At 63.1% G+C, this 20,507-nt stretch carries 17 protein-coding genes; 12 read left to right on the top strand and 5 right to left on the bottom strand.

Going from position 1 to position 20,507, the window contains the following annotated elements:
- Positions 1-230 precede the first annotated feature (230 nt).
- The 3 genes from LRP30_RS22960 to istB all read left to right on the top strand — a co-directional run bounded on the left by LRP30_RS22960 (position 231) and on the right by istB (position 3,673).
- A complete protein-coding gene (locus LRP30_RS22960) occupies positions 231-776 on the top strand; it encodes a recombinase family protein (RefSeq protein WP_249756398.1) in 546 nt (181 codons plus the stop codon).
- A gap of 555 nt (positions 777-1,331) precedes the next feature.
- Positions 1,332-2,834 carry an IS21 family transposase gene (istA, locus tag LRP30_RS22955; protein WP_249761693.1) on the top strand — a complete coding sequence of 501 codons (1,503 nt, stop codon included), beginning with the start codon at positions 1,332-1,334 and terminating at the stop codon, positions 2,832-2,834.
- Complete coding sequence (istB, locus tag LRP30_RS22950) at positions 2,831-3,673, top strand: IS21-like element helper ATPase IstB (protein WP_249756397.1); 843 nt, start codon at positions 2,831-2,833, stop codon at positions 3,671-3,673. Before istA ends, istB begins: the two co-directional genes overlap by 4 nt.
- 307 nt (positions 3,674-3,980) lie before the next feature.
- Here istB and LRP30_RS22945 read toward each other — a convergent pair whose 3' ends face one another.
- Positions 3,981-5,396, bottom strand: coding sequence for a hypothetical protein (locus LRP30_RS22945; RefSeq protein ID WP_249756396.1), 1,416 nt, complete (start codon positions 5,394-5,396; stop codon positions 3,981-3,983).
- A 213-nt stretch (positions 5,397-5,609) separates the two neighbouring features.
- Complete coding sequence (locus LRP30_RS22940; RefSeq protein ID WP_249756395.1) at positions 5,610-7,220, bottom strand: tyrosine-type recombinase/integrase; 1,611 nt, start codon at positions 7,218-7,220, stop codon at positions 5,610-5,612.
- A gap of 227 nt (positions 7,221-7,447) precedes the next feature.
- On the opposite strand from LRP30_RS22940, the gene LRP30_RS22935 reads away from it, so the two are divergent.
- Positions 7,448-8,986 (top strand): porin, encoded by a 1,539-nt coding sequence (locus LRP30_RS22935; protein ID WP_128933333.1) that lies wholly within the window; start codon positions 7,448-7,450, stop codon positions 8,984-8,986.
- Between the two features lie 472 nt (positions 8,987-9,458).
- Here LRP30_RS22935 and LRP30_RS22930 read toward each other — a convergent pair whose 3' ends face one another.
- Positions 9,459-11,882 carry a transglycosylase SLT domain-containing protein gene (locus tag LRP30_RS22930; protein ID WP_249756394.1) on the bottom strand — a complete coding sequence of 808 codons (2,424 nt, stop codon included), beginning with the start codon at positions 11,880-11,882 and terminating at the stop codon, positions 9,459-9,461.
- A 279-nt stretch (positions 11,883-12,161) separates the two neighbouring features.
- On the opposite strand from LRP30_RS22930, the gene dapA reads away from it, so the two are divergent.
- Genes dapA through LRP30_RS22910 form a run of 4 tightly spaced genes read left to right on the top strand, consistent with a single transcriptional unit; the run spans position 12,162 to position 14,640 of the window.
- The gene (gene dapA, locus LRP30_RS22925) at positions 12,162-13,052 is read left to right on the top strand and encodes a 4-hydroxy-tetrahydrodipicolinate synthase (protein ID WP_128933335.1); all 891 of its coding nucleotides are present in this window, start codon (positions 12,162-12,164) and stop codon (positions 13,050-13,052) included.
- Positions 13,053-13,077: 25 nt separating this feature from the next.
- The gene (gene mscL, locus LRP30_RS22920) at positions 13,078-13,518 is read left to right on the top strand and encodes a large conductance mechanosensitive channel protein MscL (protein WP_249756393.1); all 441 of its coding nucleotides are present in this window, start codon (positions 13,078-13,080) and stop codon (positions 13,516-13,518) included.
- A gap of 59 nt (positions 13,519-13,577) precedes the next feature.
- Positions 13,578-14,051 carry an SsrA-binding protein SmpB gene (smpB, locus tag LRP30_RS22915; RefSeq protein WP_024341117.1) on the top strand — a complete coding sequence of 158 codons (474 nt, stop codon included), beginning with the start codon at positions 13,578-13,580 and terminating at the stop codon, positions 14,049-14,051.
- A 7-nt stretch (positions 14,052-14,058) separates the two neighbouring features.
- Positions 14,059-14,640: a peroxiredoxin gene (locus LRP30_RS22910; RefSeq protein ID WP_128941348.1), complete on the top strand. Its 582-nt coding sequence runs from the start codon at positions 14,059-14,061 to the stop codon at positions 14,638-14,640.
- A gap of 119 nt (positions 14,641-14,759) precedes the next feature.
- Here LRP30_RS22910 and LRP30_RS22905 read toward each other — a convergent pair whose 3' ends face one another.
- Positions 14,760-15,434 (bottom strand): uracil-DNA glycosylase, encoded by a 675-nt coding sequence (locus LRP30_RS22905; RefSeq protein ID WP_128955708.1) that lies wholly within the window; start codon positions 15,432-15,434, stop codon positions 14,760-14,762.
- Positions 15,415-16,059: an NYN domain-containing protein gene (locus tag LRP30_RS22900; RefSeq protein WP_128933338.1), complete on the bottom strand. Its 645-nt coding sequence runs from the start codon at positions 16,057-16,059 to the stop codon at positions 15,415-15,417. Before LRP30_RS22900 ends, LRP30_RS22905 begins: the two co-directional genes overlap by 20 nt.
- A gap of 327 nt (positions 16,060-16,386) precedes the next feature.
- Here LRP30_RS22900 and rpoZ point away from each other — a divergent pair, with 327 nt between their 5' ends.
- The 4 genes from rpoZ (at position 16,387) to acpS (ending at position 20,486) form a co-directional block, all read left to right on the top strand.
- Positions 16,387-16,779: a DNA-directed RNA polymerase subunit omega gene (gene rpoZ, locus LRP30_RS22895; protein WP_007603391.1), complete on the top strand. Its 393-nt coding sequence runs from the start codon at positions 16,387-16,389 to the stop codon at positions 16,777-16,779.
- 207 nt (positions 16,780-16,986) lie between these two features.
- The gene (locus LRP30_RS22890) at positions 16,987-19,272 is read left to right on the top strand and encodes a bifunctional (p)ppGpp synthetase/guanosine-3',5'-bis(diphosphate) 3'-pyrophosphohydrolase (RefSeq protein ID WP_128933339.1); all 2,286 of its coding nucleotides are present in this window, start codon (positions 16,987-16,989) and stop codon (positions 19,270-19,272) included.
- A gap of 45 nt (positions 19,273-19,317) precedes the next feature.
- On the top strand, positions 19,318-20,070 hold the full coding sequence (locus LRP30_RS22885; RefSeq protein ID WP_128941350.1) for a pyridoxine 5'-phosphate synthase: 753 nt from the start codon (positions 19,318-19,320) through the stop codon (positions 20,068-20,070).
- Complete coding sequence (gene acpS / locus LRP30_RS22880) at positions 20,067-20,486, top strand: holo-ACP synthase (RefSeq protein ID WP_128933341.1); 420 nt, start codon at positions 20,067-20,069, stop codon at positions 20,484-20,486. Before LRP30_RS22885 ends, acpS begins: the two co-directional genes overlap by 4 nt.
- Positions 20,487-20,507: the final 21 nt, after the last annotated feature.

Here is a 20,507-nt window from a genome sequence, read left to right as displayed (position 1 = left end):
CTCCAAAGGCCCTCGGCGGGAAACTGCCGGGGGCTCTTGTGTTTTTCTGACATGGCGAAAGTTGCTCAACCGGCAAACGAGCCTAATTGCAACGGCTGGTGTCGTCTTGTGGGGGTCTACCCTCCCGAGACATTCTCCTGAGACAGAAATACCGTCTCAATAGGGTTGACATTTGAATTACGAGACATCACTGTCTCATGGTCTAAAACCTAATGAGACAGGACTGGCGAATGACCATTATCGGGTACGCCCGCGTGAGCACCACCGATCAACACCTCGACCTCCAAGAGAACGCTTTGCGCGCGGCAGGCTGCGACCTGATCCGTTCTGAGAAGCGCAGCGGCACCACGACGGCGGGCCGTGAGGAGCTTCGCACCGTTCTGGATTTCCTGCGGGCTGGCGACACACTCATGGTAACGCGGATTGACCGTCTCGCTCGCTCCGTTGGCGACCTTCAGGATATCGTGCGCACTGTGAAGGCGCGCGGCGCATCCCTGAAGGCGACAGAACAGCCCATCGACACCGGCACAGCAGCAGGCAAGTGCTTCTTGGACATGCTGTCAGTGTTCGCTGAGTTCGAGACCAACCTCCGCAGAGAGCGTCAGCTTGAGGGCATTGCGGATGCAAAGGCGCGCGGTGTGTACCAAGGGCGCAAGGCTTCCATTGATCCCGCACAGGTCAAGGCGTTGCGAGCCCAAGGCATGGGAGCGTCGGACATTGCCAAGACCCTCAAGATTGGCCGCGCATCGGTCTATCGGGTTTTAGAGGAGAGCTGAGGACCGGCCAAAGCGCCGCCTGATTTAGCTGCGGCATAGCTAGCGAAGGGACTCCGGGGCGGCCGGGGGCCCTTCCCGGAAACTTTGGGCCCACATGGCTTCAAAAAGTCGGGCTAAAGGCCGAGGCCCTGTCGAGCTGAACAGGGCGGTGTGCTTCCCGGAAGTACCGTGGGGGCCCACCTATAGCGCCCACGCGGAGCGGGAGTCCTGCACGACTCTAGGGAGTCCACTGGTGGCCGGTCTGGCTACCCGCTGGGGAGGACCGGGCCGAGCGTCGAAGGCCCCCACGGGCTTCCTAGAGTCCTACAGCGGCATTGTGGTTCGGGACCCTGTGCGCGGCGGCGATCAGGGTGAGACTCCAGCGACAATCAAGGTGAGACTGCGCCGATGGGGACGGACCGAAGGGAGGGCGTAGCCCGACCGGAGGACCGTCCCCATCGGCGTGGCGCGTTTTTGGACCCGTCTGGCGGCTGGGCGGGGCTGGTGCAAGCTTTTGATTCGTCTCGACAAGAGGGAATCGATGCCTTGCCTGGCCTTCACATCACCGACCACCAGATGAGGCTGTACATGACCTACCGACTGACATTGTCCCCCGAAGCGGCCGCGGCCAAGGCGGGGTTCTCGAAAGCGAGTGCGTATCGGATTGAGGGCGATGCGCGCCCGCCATCGCAGAAGAAGGCGCCGAGGGGCCGGCGACGATCCGATCCACTCGCGCCCTATTGGGACGCCGAGATCGTTCCGATCCTGAAGGCTGCTCCCGGCATCCGCGTGATCGGTGTGCTGGACGAACTGCGCCGGCGGCATCGCGACCTCAACCCCAACATCCGACGCACGCTGGAGCGGCGCATCAATGCGTGGCGGGCGCTCAACGGCCCCGAACAGGACGTGATCTTCCGCCAAGAGCACGAGCCCGGGCGGCTGGGTCTGTCCGACTTCACCGACGTGAGCGCGCTCGGCATTACCATCGTAGGTGAGCCACTCGATCACCGGCTCTATCACTTCCGGTTGGCGTTCTCCGGCTTCGAGCATGCCCATGTCGTGCTCGGGGGCGAAAGCTTCGTCGCCCTGGCGGAGGGCTTGCAGAACGCCCTGTGGGCGCTTGGCGGCGTTCCACGGGAGCATCGCAGCGACAGCCTATCGGCGGCGTTCCGCAATCTGGCGGCTGACGCGCGTGAGGATCTGACACAGCGCTACGCTGCGCTGATGGGCCACTATGGCATGGCACCAACACGCAACAATGCGGGCATTGCACACGAGAACGGCTCGATCGAGAGTGCGCACGGCCATCTCAAGCGCGCACTGGAAGATGCGCTGTTGCTGCGGGGGACGCGCGACTTCGCCAGTCTCGATGCCTACCGGGCTTTTGTCGACGAGATTGTCGGCCGGCGCAACGCCAATCTCGCCAAGCCGATCGCGCTCGAGAAGGAGGCATTGGCGCCGCTGCCGAAAGGCCGCACGACCGACTTCGACGAGAAAGTGATCCCGGTGACGTCGTCAGGCGGCTTCATCCTGCGGCGCGTGTTCTACACCGTTCCTTCAAGGCTGATTGGCCATCGCCTGCGTGTGCGCATCTTCGACGACCGGCTCGAATGCTTCCTCGGCGTCACGCCGGTTGTGACGTTGCGGCGCGGTCGGCCTGTGTCGGAGAGCCAGGGCGGGCATGTCGTCGATTATCGGCACGTCATCCATGCCCTGCGGCGCAAGCCGATGGCGCTCCTCAACCTCGTCTATCGCGACCAGCTCTTCCCGCGCGCCGCTTACAGACGCCTGTTCGAGACCTTGCGGGAGCACGGTGACGATCGGCGCGCCTGCAAGGTGACGGTCGAACTTCTAGCGCTGGCCCACGAGCGAGCCTGCGAAGCCGAGCTCGCCAAGGCGATCGCGATGGATCTGGACGCCGGACAGTTACCCGATCTTGCCGCGCTGCGCGACCGCTTCCGACCCGAGGCGGCCTCGATCCCGCGCGTCGCCGTCAAGCTGGCGCCGCTCGACGTCTACGATGAACTCGCCTCCGTCAGCGTCATGTCGGGCCGCTCGAATCTGGGAGAGGCAGCATGACCAGCATCGCCACCTCCGTCGATGCTGCTCGTGTCGAGTTGCTTCTCAATGAGCTCCGCCTGCCGGGCGTCAAGGCGATCTGGCCGAAGCTCGCCGCACAGTCGGACAAGGAAGGGTGGCCTGCCGCCCGCTTCCTCGCCGCCCTTGCCGAGCACGAGGCATCCGATCGTACCCGCCGTCGGATCGAGCGACACATGGTGGAAGCGCGTTTGCCCGCCGGCAAGACGCTCGCCACCTTCGACTTCGAGAGCGTGCCGATGCTATCAAAGGCACAGGCGATGGCGCTCGCTGCCGGCGACGCCTGGTTGAAGGCCGGCGCCAATTTGCTCTTGTTCGGTCCACCGGGCGGCGGCAAGACCCATCTCGGCGCGGCGATCGGCCTGGCTCTCGTCGAGAACGGTTGGCGCGTTCTCTTCGCGCGCACCACTGATCTGGTGCAACGGCTGCAGGTCGCGCGGCGCGAGCTGGCGCTGGAGTCCGCGATCGGCAAACTCGATCGCTATGACCTCCTGATCCTCGACGACATCACATATGTGAGCAAGGATCAGGCGGAAACCAGTGTGCTGTTCGAGTTGATCGCCGCCCGCTACGAACGACGCTCGCTGCTGATCACGGCCAATCAGCCATTTGGCGAATGGGGGCGTATCTTCCCGGACCAAGCAATGACGTTGGCTGCCATCGATCGTTTGGTCCACCACGCCACGATCCTCGAGATGAACGTCGAAAGTTACCGTCGAAAAGTTGCCCTCGATCGCAAGCGCGGTCCAGGCCGGCCGCCTGTTCACACTACCCCCAACGAACTCGACAAGACTGCGATTGACGCTGGCAGCGCCGCTTGATTGTCGCGCAGCGTCAATCAACGCTTGCCAAGCCGGCGGCCAGCGTCAATTATCTCCTGACTCGGCCGCCTCGTCTCATCTTGATTGACGCGCCGCTCTCATCCTGATTGTCGCGCTATAACCCTGTTCGGCCCCAAAGCCAGACCACCAGCCGTTGGCACATATACGGCGATTATAGCCCAGCCTGCTAACAGCCAAATTCGTTCTCCGTTATAGGCGATGTGCGCTGTGTGTGCTCTGGGGGGCTTTAGCTGTTGCTAATAGCTATCTCCTCAACCCCATATGGGCCAAGGGGTTAGTAAGGTCATCACGGGACAAACAGGCGCTTTCCCTGCCTGCTGTTGATTTTGAGGCTCGGGCTGACGGGGACTTGGTTGACGCGGAATTGCCCCCCGAAAGCTGCCATCAACGCCATCGCGCCTTGGCGCTCATGCTGCTCGGGTACAATCAGGCTGTCATGCACTGCTAAGCTAGGGACGCCATCCCGCATCAACCCTTGCATCGCTGCGACAACAACGCGGCTTTCGTCGAACATCAGATCAGCCCAAGTACGCACCCGGCCGTCCTTTAGCGGCTGGCCCCATTGGCGGAGAAGCGGGTGGTGCTTGATTATCAACTCACCTAGCTGGACCGGAGGATACCGATTGGTGTCCAGAGGATGGCCGTGCTCTTCCTCGTAATCCTCCAGGATGACCGTAGGCCACTTGTGCAACGGCCCTGTGCTCCCGAACGTCGCGGCCACCCAAAGCTTCACGACGGCGCGCGCCTCCTCGCCGAGTCCGGGGATAACGTAAGGGTCCTGCTCCCTGTCCAGCTGTAAGCCATGCCAAGCGTAGAAGATGGTCAGGTAGCTCGCTCGCAGATCAATTTCGACTACGGGCGAGCCATTGATTGTCATGTCAAGGCGGCTCTCGCCGCTCTGCTGCTGGTAGTTCTTGTCTGCCGGTTGGCTGTACAGACGCCCGCCCTGATCCCAATTGAAGTCTGCGGCGTCCCCGTTCTGGAAGATACGGACATAGCCTCGGTGTATGCAGCCACCGCCGAAGGTCTGCTTTGCAAGAAACTCATTCAGCTCCCGCACGTCCGCTTCAAGCTTCAGGGACAGGTCCGTGTGCTCGAACTTCAGTCGGCGGCCTTGCACCTTGCGGCCACCATCCCATGTGCTGGCGGCGCGTTTCTGAAGCGGCTGCTTCGGCAAGCCGTAGTCGAAGTGGTCTAGCGCATTGTCCAAGCTAATTCCGTGCTCGCCCGCCAGCGCTATGAGCTTGTTGGTAGGACGATAGCGCGCGGCCCATCGACGGTTAGCCAGCGCCGGTCCGCTTTCGTCAAATTGGACCCATTGACTAACGACACCGCCATAATGGTCCACAAAGCCAAGCTCTCGCATGGCTTGCTGAAGAGCAATGAAGGCCCGCGCGCCTACCCCCGGCCCCGTGAAGCTGTCCTTCTTGAGTGATCGATAAACCCATTTGCCCTCAGCGCTCAACAAATCAGCTAGGAACGCCGCGATGGCGGGCTTGAGTTTCTTGCGGTTCGCCCTGGGCTCCCCGAAAAACTCTGTGTGGGCTAACTGATTCAGCACCAATTCATTAACGGCCTCGGTGAGAGCCTGCGCCGCTTCGGTGCCCGCGTGTCCCTCAAGGGAAGCGAAGGCAGCATCGCGCAGCTCGTCTCCATTAGATGCCTCCGTCTCCGGGGCAGCGGAAAGTGCGTGTTTCAACAACGTAGTGTTCTTTCTCTTGTAACCTTCCCCATGTGAGCACCGTTCTCCGACGGTTCTCAAGTTGCCTCGATGTAGGGGTTGGTGTGCCCAGCGACCGCACGCCGGTTATTGCTCACTGGCATTATACCCGAAGGGGTTGCAGCTACGCGGCAGCGGCCTACTTGGCGGCGATTTCCTCCCGAGTAGCGCATTGAGTTGGTCCCAGAGGTCACATCAGTCTAGCTTGTACATTGGGAATTTCTTCACGGCTTCGGCGAGGTCCTCCGGCAGCGGTTTCGTGTAAGCTCGTCCTATTGTCGCCGGCGAATGCCCGGTGATTGCGTCGCTGTAACGTTCATCAATGCCTGCACGAGCTGCCATGGCCTTGAACGTGTGGCGCCATGCGTGATTGGGGCTTATCTCTGGATCGGTTATGCCGAGGGAGCGGACCCAAGTGCCAACCTGAGACCTCATGCGCTCAGCGGCGCTCTGCCGAGGTCCATCTTCGACCTTTGCGACCGGACGCTGCTTCGTAGGGTAAAACAGTGGCCGGCCTTGGGCACGCTCAACAAAATCGAGAAATCCTTGTTCGATGAGGTGCTCGTGGAGAGGGACCGTCCGAGCCTTCCGTGTTTTTATTTTACCGGCTGATGGTGTCAGCTTAGCGAAGTGCATTCCATTGCGCTGCTGAATGTCGCTCGCTCGCAGTTGCGTAATCTCGCCAGCGCGGGCACCAGTATAAGCGCAAATCCAAGGCACCCACCGAAATGCGCGCTCGCGGTAGGACTTGGTGTCGTCGCAGCGTAGCGCGGCGCCCAAGATAATCTTGATCTCGGCGTCATCGAAGGCTTTCGTTTCGCGCTCGGTATTCTTCCGAGGCACACTGATGCGCACCTCTGGAAACGGATTGTTGTCGATGATCTTTTCTGCGACACCCCAACCAAAGACCGTCTTCAGGGCAGTCCGCCATGCGGCTGCAACGGTTCCGGCTGACCGATATTCATTGACCAGCCCGTTCATCCACGTCTTGGCCTTTTCAAAGCTGATGTTTCTGACATCGGGAAAATGTCGATCAGCTTCCTTGAACACGGTGGTCCAGCGGTAGACCGTTCCTTCCGCCGGCTGCACAGCTTTCGTCCAAGCCTCGAACAATTCCATCGCCTTGACAGGAGTACTTCCCCCGAGCTCTGCAAATTGGGGGAACCCCTGCTGATGGACATCCGGCGAGTAGTCGCCACGCGCCATTGCTTCCAATCGCTGGAATGCCGGCAGTAGGTTGTCGCTAACGGCGTCTAAGAAAAGATTGGTGGCATCCGGAGTCAAGCTGAGGCCCTGTTCCAAAAGGAAGGCAGCAGTCTGGGCTTCAGCAGCGATGGCGGGGCGGACTTCTTCTCTGACCTGCGGATCGAACTGCCAATCCCAATGTGGATCATCCATTGGGCGCTCTTCGTAGTCATCCGGCGCATGTGGGCGGATCACGTTCCAGACTAGGATTTCTGTCAAAGTTCTCCAATGAGCAGGCGTGCGAAGGTCACGTTCGTGTCGCGCGACGAACCAAGTGTACCACCTGCCTGCTAATGCGTAGGCGTTTTGGCGAGTCAGTGGTTGGGGGCCGTTCTTTTTGGCAGCTCTGAGGCCGCCGATGCGGGTCTCGATGTCGGCTAACCATTCACCGAAGCGGGCCCGCGCCTCGTGATCCGATGCTCCCTTTTCGAGCCGGAACTTCTCTTCCCAAGCGTTCCCATACCTCGCCGCATACTCCGTTCGGATGTCTTTCGGGATTACCTTTCGGGCCACGTAAGCCCCGGTAGAAGTGCGCGTTAGTCCAGCCATCAGCAGTGCCATTTTGTACGGTGCCTTGTAGTTACAGGCATCCAGATAGCTATGGCAATCCAGTAACTTACTGAATTTTCTGAACCTCAGCTCTCCGAGTTCTCGGATCGCTTAAGTCCCTCGCGTTCATGCGGGTGTGTCCGAAGGCGCGAAGGAGCCGAAAGCGGTGATTTAGAGGGGGTTGGGGAATTGGCCGTCCGGTCAGTGACCTTCCCTGAAAAGCAACTTGGAGGTTTAACATGAAGTTGGTTAAGAGCCTTTTGCTCGGCTCAGCGGCGGGTCTGATCGCCGTGGGCGGAGCGCAGGCAGCCGATCTGCCCGTGAAGGCCAAGGCGGTCGAATACGTGAAGATCTGCTCCCTGTACGGTGCAGGATTCTACTACATCCCCGGCACTGACACCTGCATCAAGCTGGGTGGGTACCTGCGCGCCGAAGTCGCGCTGGGCACCAACAGCGTCTACGGCATTGCGAACGGCGCTCCCGCCGGTGCGCACAATCGCCTGAGCAACTACTACACCGCACGCGCTCGTGAAGATCTCAACATCGACACGCGCACCGCCACCGAATACGGCGTCGTCCGCACCTTCTTCGATGCGACGTTCTCCTGGACCACTGCCGGCTACGTCGGCACCGGCTCGGCCACGGGCACGACCGCCGCTACCTTCACGACGGCTGGCAACACCACCATCAATCCGACGGACGGCGGCACCTCGGGCGGTTCGCTCGGCGTGTACTACGCCTTCATCCAGTTCGCTGGCTTCACGATGGGTAAGGCCGTGTCGCAGTTCGACGCGCCCTGGACCAACTATCCCGGCAACAACATCGACAGCCTCGTCGGCGGCAGCGGCACGGTCACTGGCGTCAACCAGTTCACCTACACCGCTGACTTCGGTCAGGGCGTGACGGCGGCGTTCTCGGCGGAAGACGCTACGGCCTACTATCAGGCCGGCAACCTCAACCTGTTTGGCATCACTGCTGCCGGCGTCGTTGGGGGTTCCTACGGCTCGAACGCCATCGGCGGTTCGCGTTCGCCGAACCTCGTCGGTATGGTCCGTGTCGACCAGGCCTGGGGTCTGTTCCAGGCATCGGTTGCTGCGCATGACAACCACGTTGCCTACTACGGCGCGACCGAGACCACTGGCCACCCCGACGACAAGTGGGGCTGGGCGGTTCAGCTCGCTCTGTCGATCAAGAACATCCCGACCGGTGCGGGTGACACGATCAACATCCAGGGCGTCTACACGGATGGCGCGACCCGCTACAACTTCCAGAACCTCGCGGGTAGCTCGTACGCGATGTACGGCGGTTCGGGCATTGCGTATCAGAGCATCGGCTTCGCCAATGCGCCTGACACGGTGTTCGTCCCCGGTTCCAACCAGGAATCTGTGAAGACCTGGGGCTTCCGTGGTGCGTACACCCATAACTGGGATCCGTACTGGAACACCGCTATCTATGGTGCCTATGCGCATGCATCGTTCGGATCGCTTGCCAAGAACTTCCTTTGCGGTGGTGGCGGCTTCGCCGGCTTCCTCGCAGTGCCAGGCGTTACCTCGTGTAACCCTGATTTCAACATCGGCCAGGTGGGTGTGATCACTCGCTGGACCCCGGTGAAGAACCTGACGTTCTCGGCCGACTTCAACTGGACGCGTCTGGATCAGAAGTATGCCGGCGTGATCGGTGTTACACCGGCTGCTACCGTTGCCAAGCCGACGGCGGTCTATGAGCTGAAGGACCAGGACAGCTTCACGCTGCTGCTCCGCGCTCAGCGCAACTGGTAAGTTTGGTCTAACGACCTGACAGAGAGCCCCGGCGGGAAACAGCCGGGGCTTTTCTTTTGCCGGCTTGCTCTCGCCTCGGGTCATGACGGCCAGAGTTGGCGCCACGCGTTCCATTGATCGATCATTCGTCGAGACCTGATCGAAGCCGTTGCGAGAGAGGGATTTCCGCGCGGCCCGCATGCCCCGTGCATGGCGAGGCATGGGCAGGCTGTGGCTGACCGATCCGCCTTGTGCAGAGCGACCCGCCGATCCGGCCTTGCAGCCGGGCGCGCCCGCTGCGTTCAGCTTCAAACAGGCCGACAATGGTGAGCTGGTCGATGTGGCAGTGACCTTTTGCAGACCTCGATCGAGGCCGCCTTCGGAAGAGGCGCCCGAAGGTCGCGTGACTGCGCAGTCCGTCCGTCGGAGACTTAAGGCCCGACGGAATCGCTTGCCACCGATGCTCCCGGCAGCAAATCGGGCGAGGGTGTTGCTATTCCACGCTGCCAGTGCCGCGGCGCAAATCGGCTTCGATCTGCAGCCGCGTGCCTCCGCCGAAGCGGGCGCGGTAGACCTGAAGGTTCTCCATGATCCGCTGCACGTAGTTGCGCGTCTCGGAGAAGGGGATCAGCTCGACCCAATCGACTGCGTCGACCTTCGGGTCGCGCGGATCGCCGTAGCGCTCGACCCACTTCCTCACGCTGCCGCGGCCGGCATTGTAGGCCGCAAACGTCATGATGTAGGAGCCGCGATAATCCTCGAGCAGTCCGCCGAGCTCGGCCGAGCCGAGCGTGGCGTTGTAGACCGAATCGTTCTTCAGCCGGGACAGGTCGTAGGTCGCGCCGTGGCGTTTGCAGACGTAACGCGCGGCGTCCGGCGTCACCTGCATCAGCCCATAGGCCTGCGCCGGCGAGACCACCGACGGATTGAATGCGCTCTCCTGCCGCGCGATCGCATAGACGATGCTGCGCTCGACCTGGGGGCCGATCGGCGTGAACTGCGGAATGCCGTTGACGGGGTAGGCGTAGAAGTCGAATGGCAGGCCGCGATTGAGCGCGGCCTTGCCGAGCAGCAGCATGCCGCGCGCGTCGGTGTAGCGCTGGGTGAGCTCGCCGAGGCCGGCAAGCGCTTCGGGATCGCCGTTCTCGCCCATGTCAGCGAGCATGGGCACCGCGAGTTCGCGCTCGTCGAGCTCGTAGAGCAGTTGCGCCGCGCGCACGATCTCCAGCCGTTCGGCGCCGCGTCCGCGCGGCGGGTTGTTGAGCTCGATCTGGGGCAGGCCGAGTTTCGCGCGCGCGAGCTGGCCGTAATAGCTGGTCGACTGCTCGGCGGCGCGGGCATAGGCGTTGCGCGCTTCCTGCTGGCGCCCCATCGCTTCCGCAGCGCGGCCCTGCCAATAGCCGGCGCGCGCCAGCGTGGTCGGGTTGACGCTGCCCACGCCGATACGGGCGAAGTGCTGGGCGGCGGTCGCGGGATCGTTGAGGAAGCGCAGCGCGATCCAGCCCGCGGTGAACTCCTGCTCGGTCTTGTAGATGTCGCGCGAGGGCAGGGCGGCATCGCGCGCGATCAGATAGGCGCTGCGGAATTCCTCGGTGTCGATCATCTTGCGTGCCAGGAGGCGCCGCTCGATCCACCATTCGTCGAGATTGTGGAGCCGGTTCGGATCCTTCGGCGCCGAGAGCATGAGCTGCGCCGCTTCGGCAAACTTCTCCTCACGGCGCAGGAGCTGGATCTTGCTGAAGATGAAGCCGGGATCGCTGTGCAGCTCGCGCGGCACGGCATCGAGCAGCGCGCGCGCATTCGGCGCCTTCTTGACGGCAGCGATGCGAGCCTTGGCGAGCGCGACATAGCCGCCGCCGAGGCGTTTGGCGGCGCGCAACGCGGCTTCGCTCTCGCTGCCGTAGAGCAGGGTGTCCATCCGCGCCTTCTGATCGCCTGCCGTCAGCAGGGCGCCGAACTGGTCGAGCGCGTTGTTCTCGGTATCCTCCGACATCGGATCGCTGCGCCAGGCCTCGCGCACCAGCCGCTCGGCGTTGGCGCGGTCGCCGCGCGCCAGCATCGCCTTGGCAAGCGTGAAGCGACCCTTGGCGGAGATCGGGGACTCATTCTCGAACCACGACCACGCAACTGAATCGTCGCGCCTGTCGTCCCACATCGCAGCCTCGAGCCGCCGACGCAGGAAGGTCTGCGACGGCCAGCTCGGATTGGCAGACAGGAAGGCGCGGTAGCGCTCCACGGTCGCGCCATTGTCCTCGCTGCGCAGGATGATCCATTCCGCCAGCTTTCGCGCGACGGGATCCGAGATCGAAGCAGCATAATTGGTGGCGTCGCCCGCCTTGCGCTTGCGCACGAGCTCGATGACGTTTTCCAGCGTGTCCTTGTCGGCCTGCGACGTCGACGACGTTGCGGCGACCGCGGCCGGTATCAGCGGCTTGCGCGGCGCTGCATGCTGGCGGGTCGCAGGAGCCAGCACGGGAGCTGCGGACGGTCTGGCGGCGGCCGGGGCGGTGGGTCTGACGGTGGCCGTCGAAGCCGGGGCGGGTGCGGGCTTGGACGGCGCGCCGTTGGCGGTCGGTTTTGAAGTTGGCGCGGCGGCCGCTGCCGCAGGCTTGGATGCTGCCGCGGGCTTGGATGCTGCCGCCGGCTTGGGCTTGTCCTTGGTGGGTTCCTTGCCGGCGTTCTTCCCAGCGTCCTTGGCCGATTTGTTCGCGGCATCCTTGGTCGGGGCGCTGGCCGCGCTCTTGCTGGCGCCCTTGTTGGCGCCCTTGGCCGTATCCTTTGAAGTTTCCTTGCCGGTTCCCTTGGACGAGTCCTTGGCGGCTGGCTTCGCGGAATTCTTGGCCTCGTCCGCGGTCGTCTCGTTGGACTTGTCACTTGACTTGGCCAAGGCTGCACAACCGACGGACAGCCCTGCCATCAGGCATACGACCAGACCGGCGGATCGCCATGCGGCACGAGGAAAGGAGGTCACGGCGTTTCGTCGCCCCGAATCAGTCAAGTAGCCCAAAATCTAGCTGTATTGATTGAATATGCGGACAAAATACCAACAGCCGCTTACCTCGGGCCAATTTGCACCATCACCGCGGCAAAATCGCGGCCTAAACGGTGCGTCACACGGCGGCGGGCCTTTTACCGGCGGGATAGACCCGATATGTATGGGGCTTGCTCAAGAGATCGCCGCGTACGGAGGAAGTCCATGGCAGCCAAGACGAAATTCCGGGGGTCGTTCACCGCCTTGGTCACGCCGTTCAAGAACGGCTCGCTGGACGAGGCAGCGTTCCGCTCGCTGGTCAATTGGCAGATCTCAGAAGGCACCAACGGCCTGGTGCCGGTCGGCACCACCGGCGAGAGCCCGACGCTGAGCCATGACGAACACAAGAAGGTCGTCGAATGGTGCATCGCTGAAGCCAAGGGCCGCGTGCCTGTCATCGCGGGTGCCGGCTCCAACTCGACCAAGGAGGCGATCGAACTCTCTCAGCACGCCGAGAAGGCGGGCGCGGACGCCGTGCTGATCGTGACGCCTTACTACAACAAGCCGACCCAGGAAGGCATGTATCAGCACTTCAAGGCGATCAACGATGCGATCGGCATCCCGATCATCATCTACAACATCCCGCCGCGCTCGGTGATCGACATGTCGGTCGACACCATGAAGCGGCTGTGGGAGCTGAAGAACATCGCCGGCGTCAAGGACGCCACCGCCAGCATGGTCCGCGTGTCGCAACAGCGCGCGGCGATGGGTGAGGACTTCAACCAGCTCTCCGGCGAGGACGCGACCATCCTCGGCTACATGGCCCATGGCGGCCATGGCTGCATCTCGGTGACCTCGAACGTCGCGCCGCGCCTGTGCGCGGAGTTCCACGTGGCCTGGCAGAAGGGCGACCACGCCACCGCCCTGAAGCTGCACGACAAGCTGATGCCGCTGCACAACAACCTCTTCATCGAGAGCAATCCGGCGCCGATCAAGTACGCGATGTCGCTGCTCGGCAAGCTGGACGAGACGCTGCGGCTGCCGATGGTGCCGGTCTCCGAGCCGACCCGCGTGGCCGTGCGCAGCGCAATGGTGCACGCCGGCCTCATCAACTGACGCATCGGCGTTTGGGGAGCATTTCATGAGCGTCGAGGAGAAGGGCATGCAGATGCTCAAGGAGTTCCGCGAATTCGCCATGAAGGGCAACGTCGTCGACCTCGCGGTCGCCGTCATCATCGGTGCGGCCTTCGGCGCCATCGTCAATTCGCTGGTCGGCGACGTGATCATGCCGATCATCGGCGCCGCTACCGGCGGGCTCGACTTCTCAAACTACTTCACCCCCTTGTCGAAGGCGGTCACCGCCACCAATTTGGTTGAAGCGAAAAAGCAAGGCGCCGTACTTGCTTGGGGCAACTTCCTCACGCTGACGATCAACTTCATCATCATCGCCTTCGTGCTGTTCCTGGCGATCCGGGTGATGAGCCGGCTCAAGAAGGAGCAGGCCGCGCCTGCGGCGCCGCCTAAGCCGTCGGCCGAGGTCGAGCTGCTGACCGAGATCCGTGATCTCCTCAAGAAGTCTTGACGCGCGCGCTTCATCCGAACTGTTAGAATCCGTGCGCATCTTGATCAGGTTTGTCTGCGATGGCCGATAAGAACGAACGTCCGATCAAGGTGATGGCGGAGAATCGCAAGGCCCGCTTCAACTACGCCATCGAGGATACGATCGAGGCGGGCATTGCGCTGACCGGCACCGAGGTAAAGTCGATCCGCAACGGCAAGAGCACGATCGCGGAATCCTACGCCGACTCGAAGAACGGTGAGATCTGGCTGATCAACGCCACCATTCCTGAATATCTCCAGGGCAATCGCTTCAATCACGAGCCCAAACGGCCGCGAAAACTGCTGCTTCACCGCCGGCAGATCAACAAGCTGATGGGCGCGGTCGACCGCGAGGGCATGACGCTGATCCCGCTCAAGCTCTACTTCAACGAACGCGGTCGCGCCAAATTGCAGCTGGCGGTTGCCAAAGGCAAGAAGCTGCACGATAAGCGCGAATCCGAGAAGAAACGCGACTGGAGCCGCGAGAAGGGCCGCCTGATGCGGGCGAGGGGATGATAGCAGGATGATCCAGAGGAACCTGCTCGAGGTCGATTGGAGCCGGATTCCCGCGCCTGCCGACGACGGTGGCGCCGCCCATCTGAGGGGCATGACGTTGCCGCCGATCGGCCTGCTCGCGACGGACGATAGGTCAGTCACGCTGTCGGCGCTGCGCGGCCGTACCGTCGTGTTTGCCTATCCCCGCACCGGCGAACCCGGCAAGATTGCGCTGGTCGACGATTGGGACATGATCCCGGGCGCGCGCGGCTGCACCCCGCAGACTTGCGCGTTCCGCGATCTGTTTGCCGATTTGAAGGCGGCTGGCGCCTCGCACGTGTTCGGTCTCTCGACCCAGAGCAACGACTACCAGATCGAGATGGCCTCGCGGCTGCATCTGCCGTTCCCGGTGCTCTCGGACGAGAAGCTGGCGCTGACGCGCGCCCTGAATTTGCCGACGATGGAGGTCGCTGGCCTGACGCTGATCAAGCGGCTCGCGCTGATCATCGACGACGCCAGGATCACGCATGTGTTCTATCCGGTGTTTCCGCCAGACCGGAATGCCAGCGATGTGCTGGACTGGCTGAAGGCCAATCCCGCCAAGGGCTAGATCGCTAGCTAAGGTGGGATGAGCTTTGGTCGGTTGAATCGGTGCGAACCGAGGATTCACTTCTCCCCGTCGCGTAGAGGTGAACCCCGGACAACCGACCGGCCCAACTGCATAAGGCTCTAGTCGAGATCGGCCTTCACCTTCGCGAACACGGACCGGAACATATCGGGCGTCAGCACGCCGGTGTTCGTGTTGTAGCGGGAGCAGTGATAGCTGTCGTAAAGCTTGAACGCGCCGGCCTGGTGCACGGCGCCATGGCCGAAGGGGGCTTGCGAGCTCTTCAGATTCAGCGGCTTGAGCACGCTGTCGTGCGCAATCCGCCCGAGCGCGACGATCGCGCGCAGGTTCGGCATGGTCGCGAGATTCGCCGCAAGGAACTGGCGGCAGGTGGTGATCTCGATCGGGAGCGGCTTGTTCTGCGGCGGCAGGCAATGCACTGCGTTGGCGATCCGGCAATCGATCAGCTTCAGGCCGTCATCGGGGCGCGCTTGATAGGCGCCCTTGGCAAATCCATATTCGACCAGCGTCGCGTAGAGGAGATCACCGGCATAGTCGCCGGTAAAGGGACGGCCGGTGCGGTTGGCTCCCTGCATCCCCGGCGCAAGGCCGACGATCAAGAGGCGCGCCTTGATGTCACCGAAGGGCGCAACCGGCGCATTGTGCCACGATGGCTCGCGCGCGCGGTTGGCCTCGCGAAAGGCGACCAGGCGCGGACAGAGCGGGCAGTCACGGTCGGGAACGACGGTGGAAGGCTGGCGGCTTGACCGGGCCGCCTCACTCCTCGAAGTCGTCATCGCCCCTCGGCGCCATCGTGGTTGCGCGCTGGAGGAATTGCGGAGCGTGGTGGCGTCCCTCGCGCTCGCCGCGGTCGCGCGGGGCGGGGCGTTCGGACGGGTCGCGGCCGAGTTTGGATTGCAGCTCGACGAGGTCAGTGAAGACGTCGGCCTGGCGGCGCAGCTCGTCGGCGATCATCGGCGGCTGGCTGGCGATGGTGGAGACCACGGTGACCCGCACGCCGCGGCGCTGGACGGCCTCGACCAGGGAGCGGAAGTCGCCGTCACCCGAGAACAGCACCATCTGGTCGATATGCTCGGCGAGCTCCATGGCGTCGACGGCAAGCTCGATGTCCATGTTGCCCTTGACCTTGCGGCGGCCGGAGGCGTCGATGAATTCCTTGGTCGCCTTGGTGACGACGGTGTAGCCGTTGTAGTCCAGCCAGTCGATCAGCGGGCGAATCGAGGAGTATTCCTGATCCTCGATGATGGCGGTGTAGTAGAACGCCCGAAGCAGCGTCCCGCGGCTCTGAAACTCCTTCAGCAGGCGCTTGTAATCGATGTCGAAGCCCAGAGTTTTCGCCGTCGCGTAGAGATTGGCCCCGTCGATGAAGAGCGCGATCTTGTTGGTAGGAGAAAGTGACATTCAGTTTGCTCGCGTAGTGCTCGTGATTGATCGTTTATTGTTGGCGCGGCGGCAGCGAGCCGCGCAGGTCTTAAGGCGCCGTCGAAACCCGTCGAAACCGCAAATCCGGAGAAGTCGGGGCAATCAAGGTATAGTTATGGCGGTCCACACGCCCGGCGCTAACTTCGATGGCAGCCCGGCAAATCACCCATTCCGACCCCAATGTGGGGGTACCAGAGCCGTTTGGCGAGGCCAAATCACAAATTGGCCTTGCGAAATCGGCCCGCTCCCTATAACTAGCCCCAATCATCCACATATTTCGTCCCACCCACAACGGAGCGACAGGCCATGGCTCGCGTCACCGTAGAAGATTGTATCGACAAGGTCGACAACCGCTTTGACCTGGTCCTGCTGGCCGCCCACCGTGCCCGCATGATTTCGTCCGGTTCACAACTAACGGTTGACCGCGATAACGACAAGAACCCCGTTGTGTCTTTGCGCGAAATTGCCGAGACGACCATTTCGCCGGAGGACCTCCGCGAGGAGCTGGTGCACTCGCTCCAGAAGTTCGTCGAGGTCGACGAGCCCGAGCCCGATACGGTGCCGCTGATCGGTTCCGCGGGTGCGAGCGTCGATGCGGATGATACTGAGGTCGCCGTCGAACGCATGACCGAAGAGGAGCTCCTGAAGGGCCTCGAAGGCCTCGCGCCGCCCGAGGAGCAGCCGGAGGAGGACGAGTAGATCGTCCCGTCGCAATCATCGACCTCTTGTGATCTTATCAAGGCCCGAACCGTTGTTCGGGCCTTTGCTTTTGTTGGTGTTTTCGTGGTTACCATAGCGTTGTCGGTCCGCGCCGCGCCCTGTCACCGAATTGATCGGACGCGCCCGGGATCAGCGTTAAGATGTATACAACGGGCCGCCTCCGGGTCCGTTTGAAGGCAGGACGGCATGGTGTATCGGCGCTGGAAACCAATGCAGATGCAGGCCGCAACCGAATCGGTTGCCGTGGCCCCGACTGCGCCGGTGCCGCGCCCGGCGAAGCCACGCGCACGCATGATGCGTCAATATGACCTCGTCGAGCGCGTCAGGTCCTACAACCCCAACACCAACGAAGACCTGCTCAACCGCGCCTATGTCTATGCGATGAAGGCGCACGGCTCGCAGACCCGCGCGTCGGGCGACCCCTATTTCTCGCACCCGCTCGAAGTGGCAGCGATTCTCACCGATCTCAAGCTCGACGACGCCACCATCGTGGCTGCGCTGCTGCACGACACGATAGAGGACACCGAAGCGACGCGGGCCGAGATCGACCAGATCTTCGGGCCCGAGATCGGCGCGCTGGTCGAGGGCCTGACCAAGCTGAAGCGGCTGGAGCTGGTGTCGCGGGAGGCCAAGCAGGCCGAGAACCTGCGCAAATTGTTGCTGGCCATTGCCGACGATGTCCGTGTGCTTCTGGTCAAGCTCGCCGACCGCCTGCACAACATGCGCACGCTGGACTTCGTGCCGACGGAATCGCGCAGGCGCATTGCCGAGGAGACGCTCGACATCTATGCGCCGCTGGCCGGCCGCATGGGCATGCAGGAAATGCGCGAAGAACTGGAGGATTTGTCCTTCCGCACCCTCGATCCTGAGGCCCATTCGGTGGTGATGCAGCGGCTCGACGCGCTCGCCGAGCGCAACCGCAATCTGATCGGCGAGATCGAGGACCAGCTCTCCAACAATCTGCGCCACCGCGGGCTGGGCGCGCGGGTCTATGGCCGCCGCAAGAAACCGTTCTCGATCTGGACCAAGATGGAGCGCAAGTCGGTCGGCTTCGAGCAATTGTCCGACATCTTCGGCTTTCGCCTCGTCGTGAGTGACATCGAAGCCTGCTATCGCGCGCTCGGCATCGTCCATACCACCTGGCCGGTCGTGCCGGGGCGTTTCAAGGACTACATCTCGACGCCGAAGCAGAACGACTACCGCTCGATCCATACCACCGTGATCGGCCCCGGGAACCAGCGCGTCGAGCTCCAGATCCGTACCGAGGCCATGGACCAGATCGCCGAGCGCGGCATCGCCGCGCACGTCTTCTACAAGGAAGGCGTCGGCTCGCCGACCGAGTTCCTCAAGCGCGAGTCCAACGCGTTCGCCTGGCTGCGCCACACCATCGGCATCCTCTCGGAGAGTGCCAATCCCGAGGAATTCCTCGAGCACACCAAGCTCGAGCTGTTCCACGACCAGGTGTTCTGCTTCACCCCGAAGGGCAAGCTGATCGCGCTGCCGCGCCATGCCAACGTGATCGACTTCGCCTATGCGGTGCATACCGACGTCGGCAACAGCGCGGTCGGCTGCAAGATCAACGGCAAGTTTGCGCCGCTGTCTTCGGAGCTCCAGAACGGCGACGAGGTCGAGGTGCTGACCTCGGAGGCGCAGTCGGCGCCGCCATCGGCCTGGGAGACGCTCGCGGTCACCGGCAAGGCGCGCGCCGCGATCCGCCGCGCTACGCGCACCGCCGTGCGTGATCAATATGTCGGCCTCGGCCGGCGCATCGTCGAGCGCCTGTTCGAGCGGGCCAAGATCGAATACGCCGACGACAAGCTCAAGGGCGCGCTGCCGCGGCTGGCGCGGACCTCGATCGAGGACGTCATGGCGGCGGTCGGCCGCGGCGAGATCAAGGCCTCCCACGTCGCGCGCGCGATGTATCCCGACTACAAGGAGGAGCGCATCGCGCGCTATGGCGCCAAGAAGGGGCTCGCTGCCAAGCTCAAGGAGAAGTCGTCGGAGTCGCCGCGCAGCCCGGTCGCGATCCCGATCCGCGGCATCAATTCCGACCTGCCGGTGAAGTTCGCGCCGAATGGCGGCGCCGTGCCCGGCGACCGCATCGTCGGTATCGTCACGCCGGGCGAGGGCATCACGATCTACCCGATCCAGGCGCCGGCCCTGAAGGATTTCGAGGAGGAGCCGGAGCGCTGGCTCGACGTGCGCTGGGACATCGAGGATTCCGCGCCGCAGCGCTTCCCGGCCCGCATCAAGGTCGAGAACGTCAATGAGCCCGGCGCGCTGGCACAGATCGCGACGGTGATCGCCGAGCACGACGGCAATATCGACAACATCAGCATGCAGCGCCGCTCACCTGATTTCACGGAGACGACGATCGACCTCGAAGTCTACGATCTGAAGCATTTGAGCGCGATCCTCGCCCAGTTGCGCGCGAAGGCGGTCGTCGCCCGCGTCGAACGTGTTAATGGATAGACGCTTAGCGTCTGCTCTATCGCCCTGATTTCGTGAGTCCTGCAAATGCCCGCACTTCCGCTCCGCCTCGGCGTCAATGTTGACCATGTCGCAACCCTGCGCAACGCGCGCGGCGGGCGTAATCCCGATCCGGTGCGCGCCGCGCTGCTCGCGATCGAGGCCGGCGCCGATGGCATCACGGCGCATTTGCGCGAGGATCGCCGGCACATCCGCGACGAGGACATGGCGCGGCTGAAGGCCGAGATCTCCAAGCCGCTCAATTTCGAGATGGCGGCGACCGACGACATGATGCGCATCTCGCTCGCCACCAAGCCGCATGCGGTGTGCCTCGTGCCGGAGCGGCGGCAGGAGGTGACGACCGAGGGCGGATTAGATGTCGTCGGCCAGCACAATGCGCTCGCGCCCTATATCGCGCGGCTCAACGATGCCGGCATCCGGGTGTCGCTGTTCATCGCCGCCGACCCCGCGCAGATCGAGATGGCGGCACAGCTGCGCGCGCCTGTCATCGAGATCCACACCGGCGCCTGGTGCGACGCCGTCGTCGATGGCCACACCGACAAGGCCGAAGCCGAATGGCAGCGGATCGTGGCGGGGGCGAAGCTGGCCAAGGCTGCCGGGCTGGAGGTCCATGCCGGACACGGGCTCGACTATGCGACGGCGGAGACGATCGCGGCCTTGCCGGAGGTCATGGAGCTCAATATCGGCTACTACATGATCGGAGAGGCGCTGTTCGTGGGTCTGGCCGAGACCGTGCGCAGCATGCGCGCAGCGATGGACCGGGGCCGGAGCCGGGCATGATCATCGGCATCGGTTCGGACCTGATCGACATCACCCGCGTCGCCAAGGTGATCGAGCGCCACGGCGAGCGCTTCCTCGACCGCATCTTCACCGTGGCCGAGCGGGCCAAGGCGGAGCGGCGCGCCAAGAACGAGAAGATGGTGGTGGCGACCTACGCCAAGCGCTTTGCCGCCAAGGAGGCCTGCTCCAAGGCGCTCGGCACCGGCATCAGGCGCGGCGTCTGGTGGCGCGACATGGGGGTGGTCAACCTGCCGGGGGGACGGCCGACCATGCAACTGACCGGCGGCGCCTTGGCCCGGCTTCAGGCCCTGACGCCGGAGGGCTTCGAGGCGCGGATCGATGTGTCGATCACCGACGACTGGCCGCTCGCACAGGCCTTCGTCATCATTTCCGCCGTTCCGCCGGCCAAGCCCTGACAGGGATCCAGGAAATCTCAT

The sequence above is a fragment of the Bradyrhizobium sp. C-145 genome (genome assembly GCF_023375135.1).
GTDB classification, from domain to species: Bacteria; Pseudomonadota; Alphaproteobacteria; order Rhizobiales; family Xanthobacteraceae; genus Bradyrhizobium; species Bradyrhizobium zhanjiangense.
Note: the sequence above shows the minus strand (reverse complement) of the source record. Positions and strands in the feature narration are given on the sequence as shown.

Bases quoted from the DNA above. Each gene is read 5' to 3' on its own strand.
- LRP30_RS22960 (WP_249756398.1), top strand. From the start codon at position 231: ATGACCATTATCGGGTACGCCCGCGTGAGCACCACCGATCAACACCTC.
- istA (WP_249761693.1), top strand. From the start codon at position 1,332: ATGAGGCTGTACATGACCTACCGACTGACATTGTCCCCCGAAGCGGCC.
- istB (WP_249756397.1), top strand. From the start codon at position 2,831: ATGACCAGCATCGCCACCTCCGTCGATGCTGCTCGTGTCGAGTTGCTT.
- LRP30_RS22940 (WP_249756395.1), bottom strand. From the start codon at position 7,220: ATGGCACTGCTGATGGCTGGACTAACGCGCACTTCTACCGGGGCTTAC.
- LRP30_RS22935 (WP_128933333.1), top strand. From the start codon at position 7,448: ATGAAGTTGGTTAAGAGCCTTTTGCTCGGCTCAGCGGCGGGTCTGATC.
- LRP30_RS22930 (WP_249756394.1), bottom strand. From the start codon at position 11,882: ATGGCAGGGCTGTCCGTCGGTTGTGCAGCCTTGGCCAAGTCAAGTGAC.
- dapA (WP_128933335.1), top strand. From the start codon at position 12,162: ATGGCAGCCAAGACGAAATTCCGGGGGTCGTTCACCGCCTTGGTCACG.
- mscL (WP_249756393.1), top strand. From the start codon at position 13,078: ATGAGCGTCGAGGAGAAGGGCATGCAGATGCTCAAGGAGTTCCGCGAA.
- smpB (WP_024341117.1), top strand. From the start codon at position 13,578: ATGGCCGATAAGAACGAACGTCCGATCAAGGTGATGGCGGAGAATCGC.
- LRP30_RS22910 (WP_128941348.1), top strand. From the start codon at position 14,059: ATGATCCAGAGGAACCTGCTCGAGGTCGATTGGAGCCGGATTCCCGCG.
- LRP30_RS22905 (WP_128955708.1), bottom strand. From the start codon at position 15,434: ATGACGACTTCGAGGAGTGAGGCGGCCCGGTCAAGCCGCCAGCCTTCC.
- LRP30_RS22900 (WP_128933338.1), bottom strand. From the start codon at position 16,059: ATGTCACTTTCTCCTACCAACAAGATCGCGCTCTTCATCGACGGGGCC.
- rpoZ (WP_007603391.1), top strand. From the start codon at position 16,387: ATGGCTCGCGTCACCGTAGAAGATTGTATCGACAAGGTCGACAACCGC.
- LRP30_RS22890 (WP_128933339.1), top strand. From the start codon at position 16,987: ATGGTGTATCGGCGCTGGAAACCAATGCAGATGCAGGCCGCAACCGAA.
- LRP30_RS22885 (WP_128941350.1), top strand. From the start codon at position 19,318: ATGCCCGCACTTCCGCTCCGCCTCGGCGTCAATGTTGACCATGTCGCA.
- acpS (WP_128933341.1), top strand. From the start codon at position 20,067: ATGATCATCGGCATCGGTTCGGACCTGATCGACATCACCCGCGTCGCC.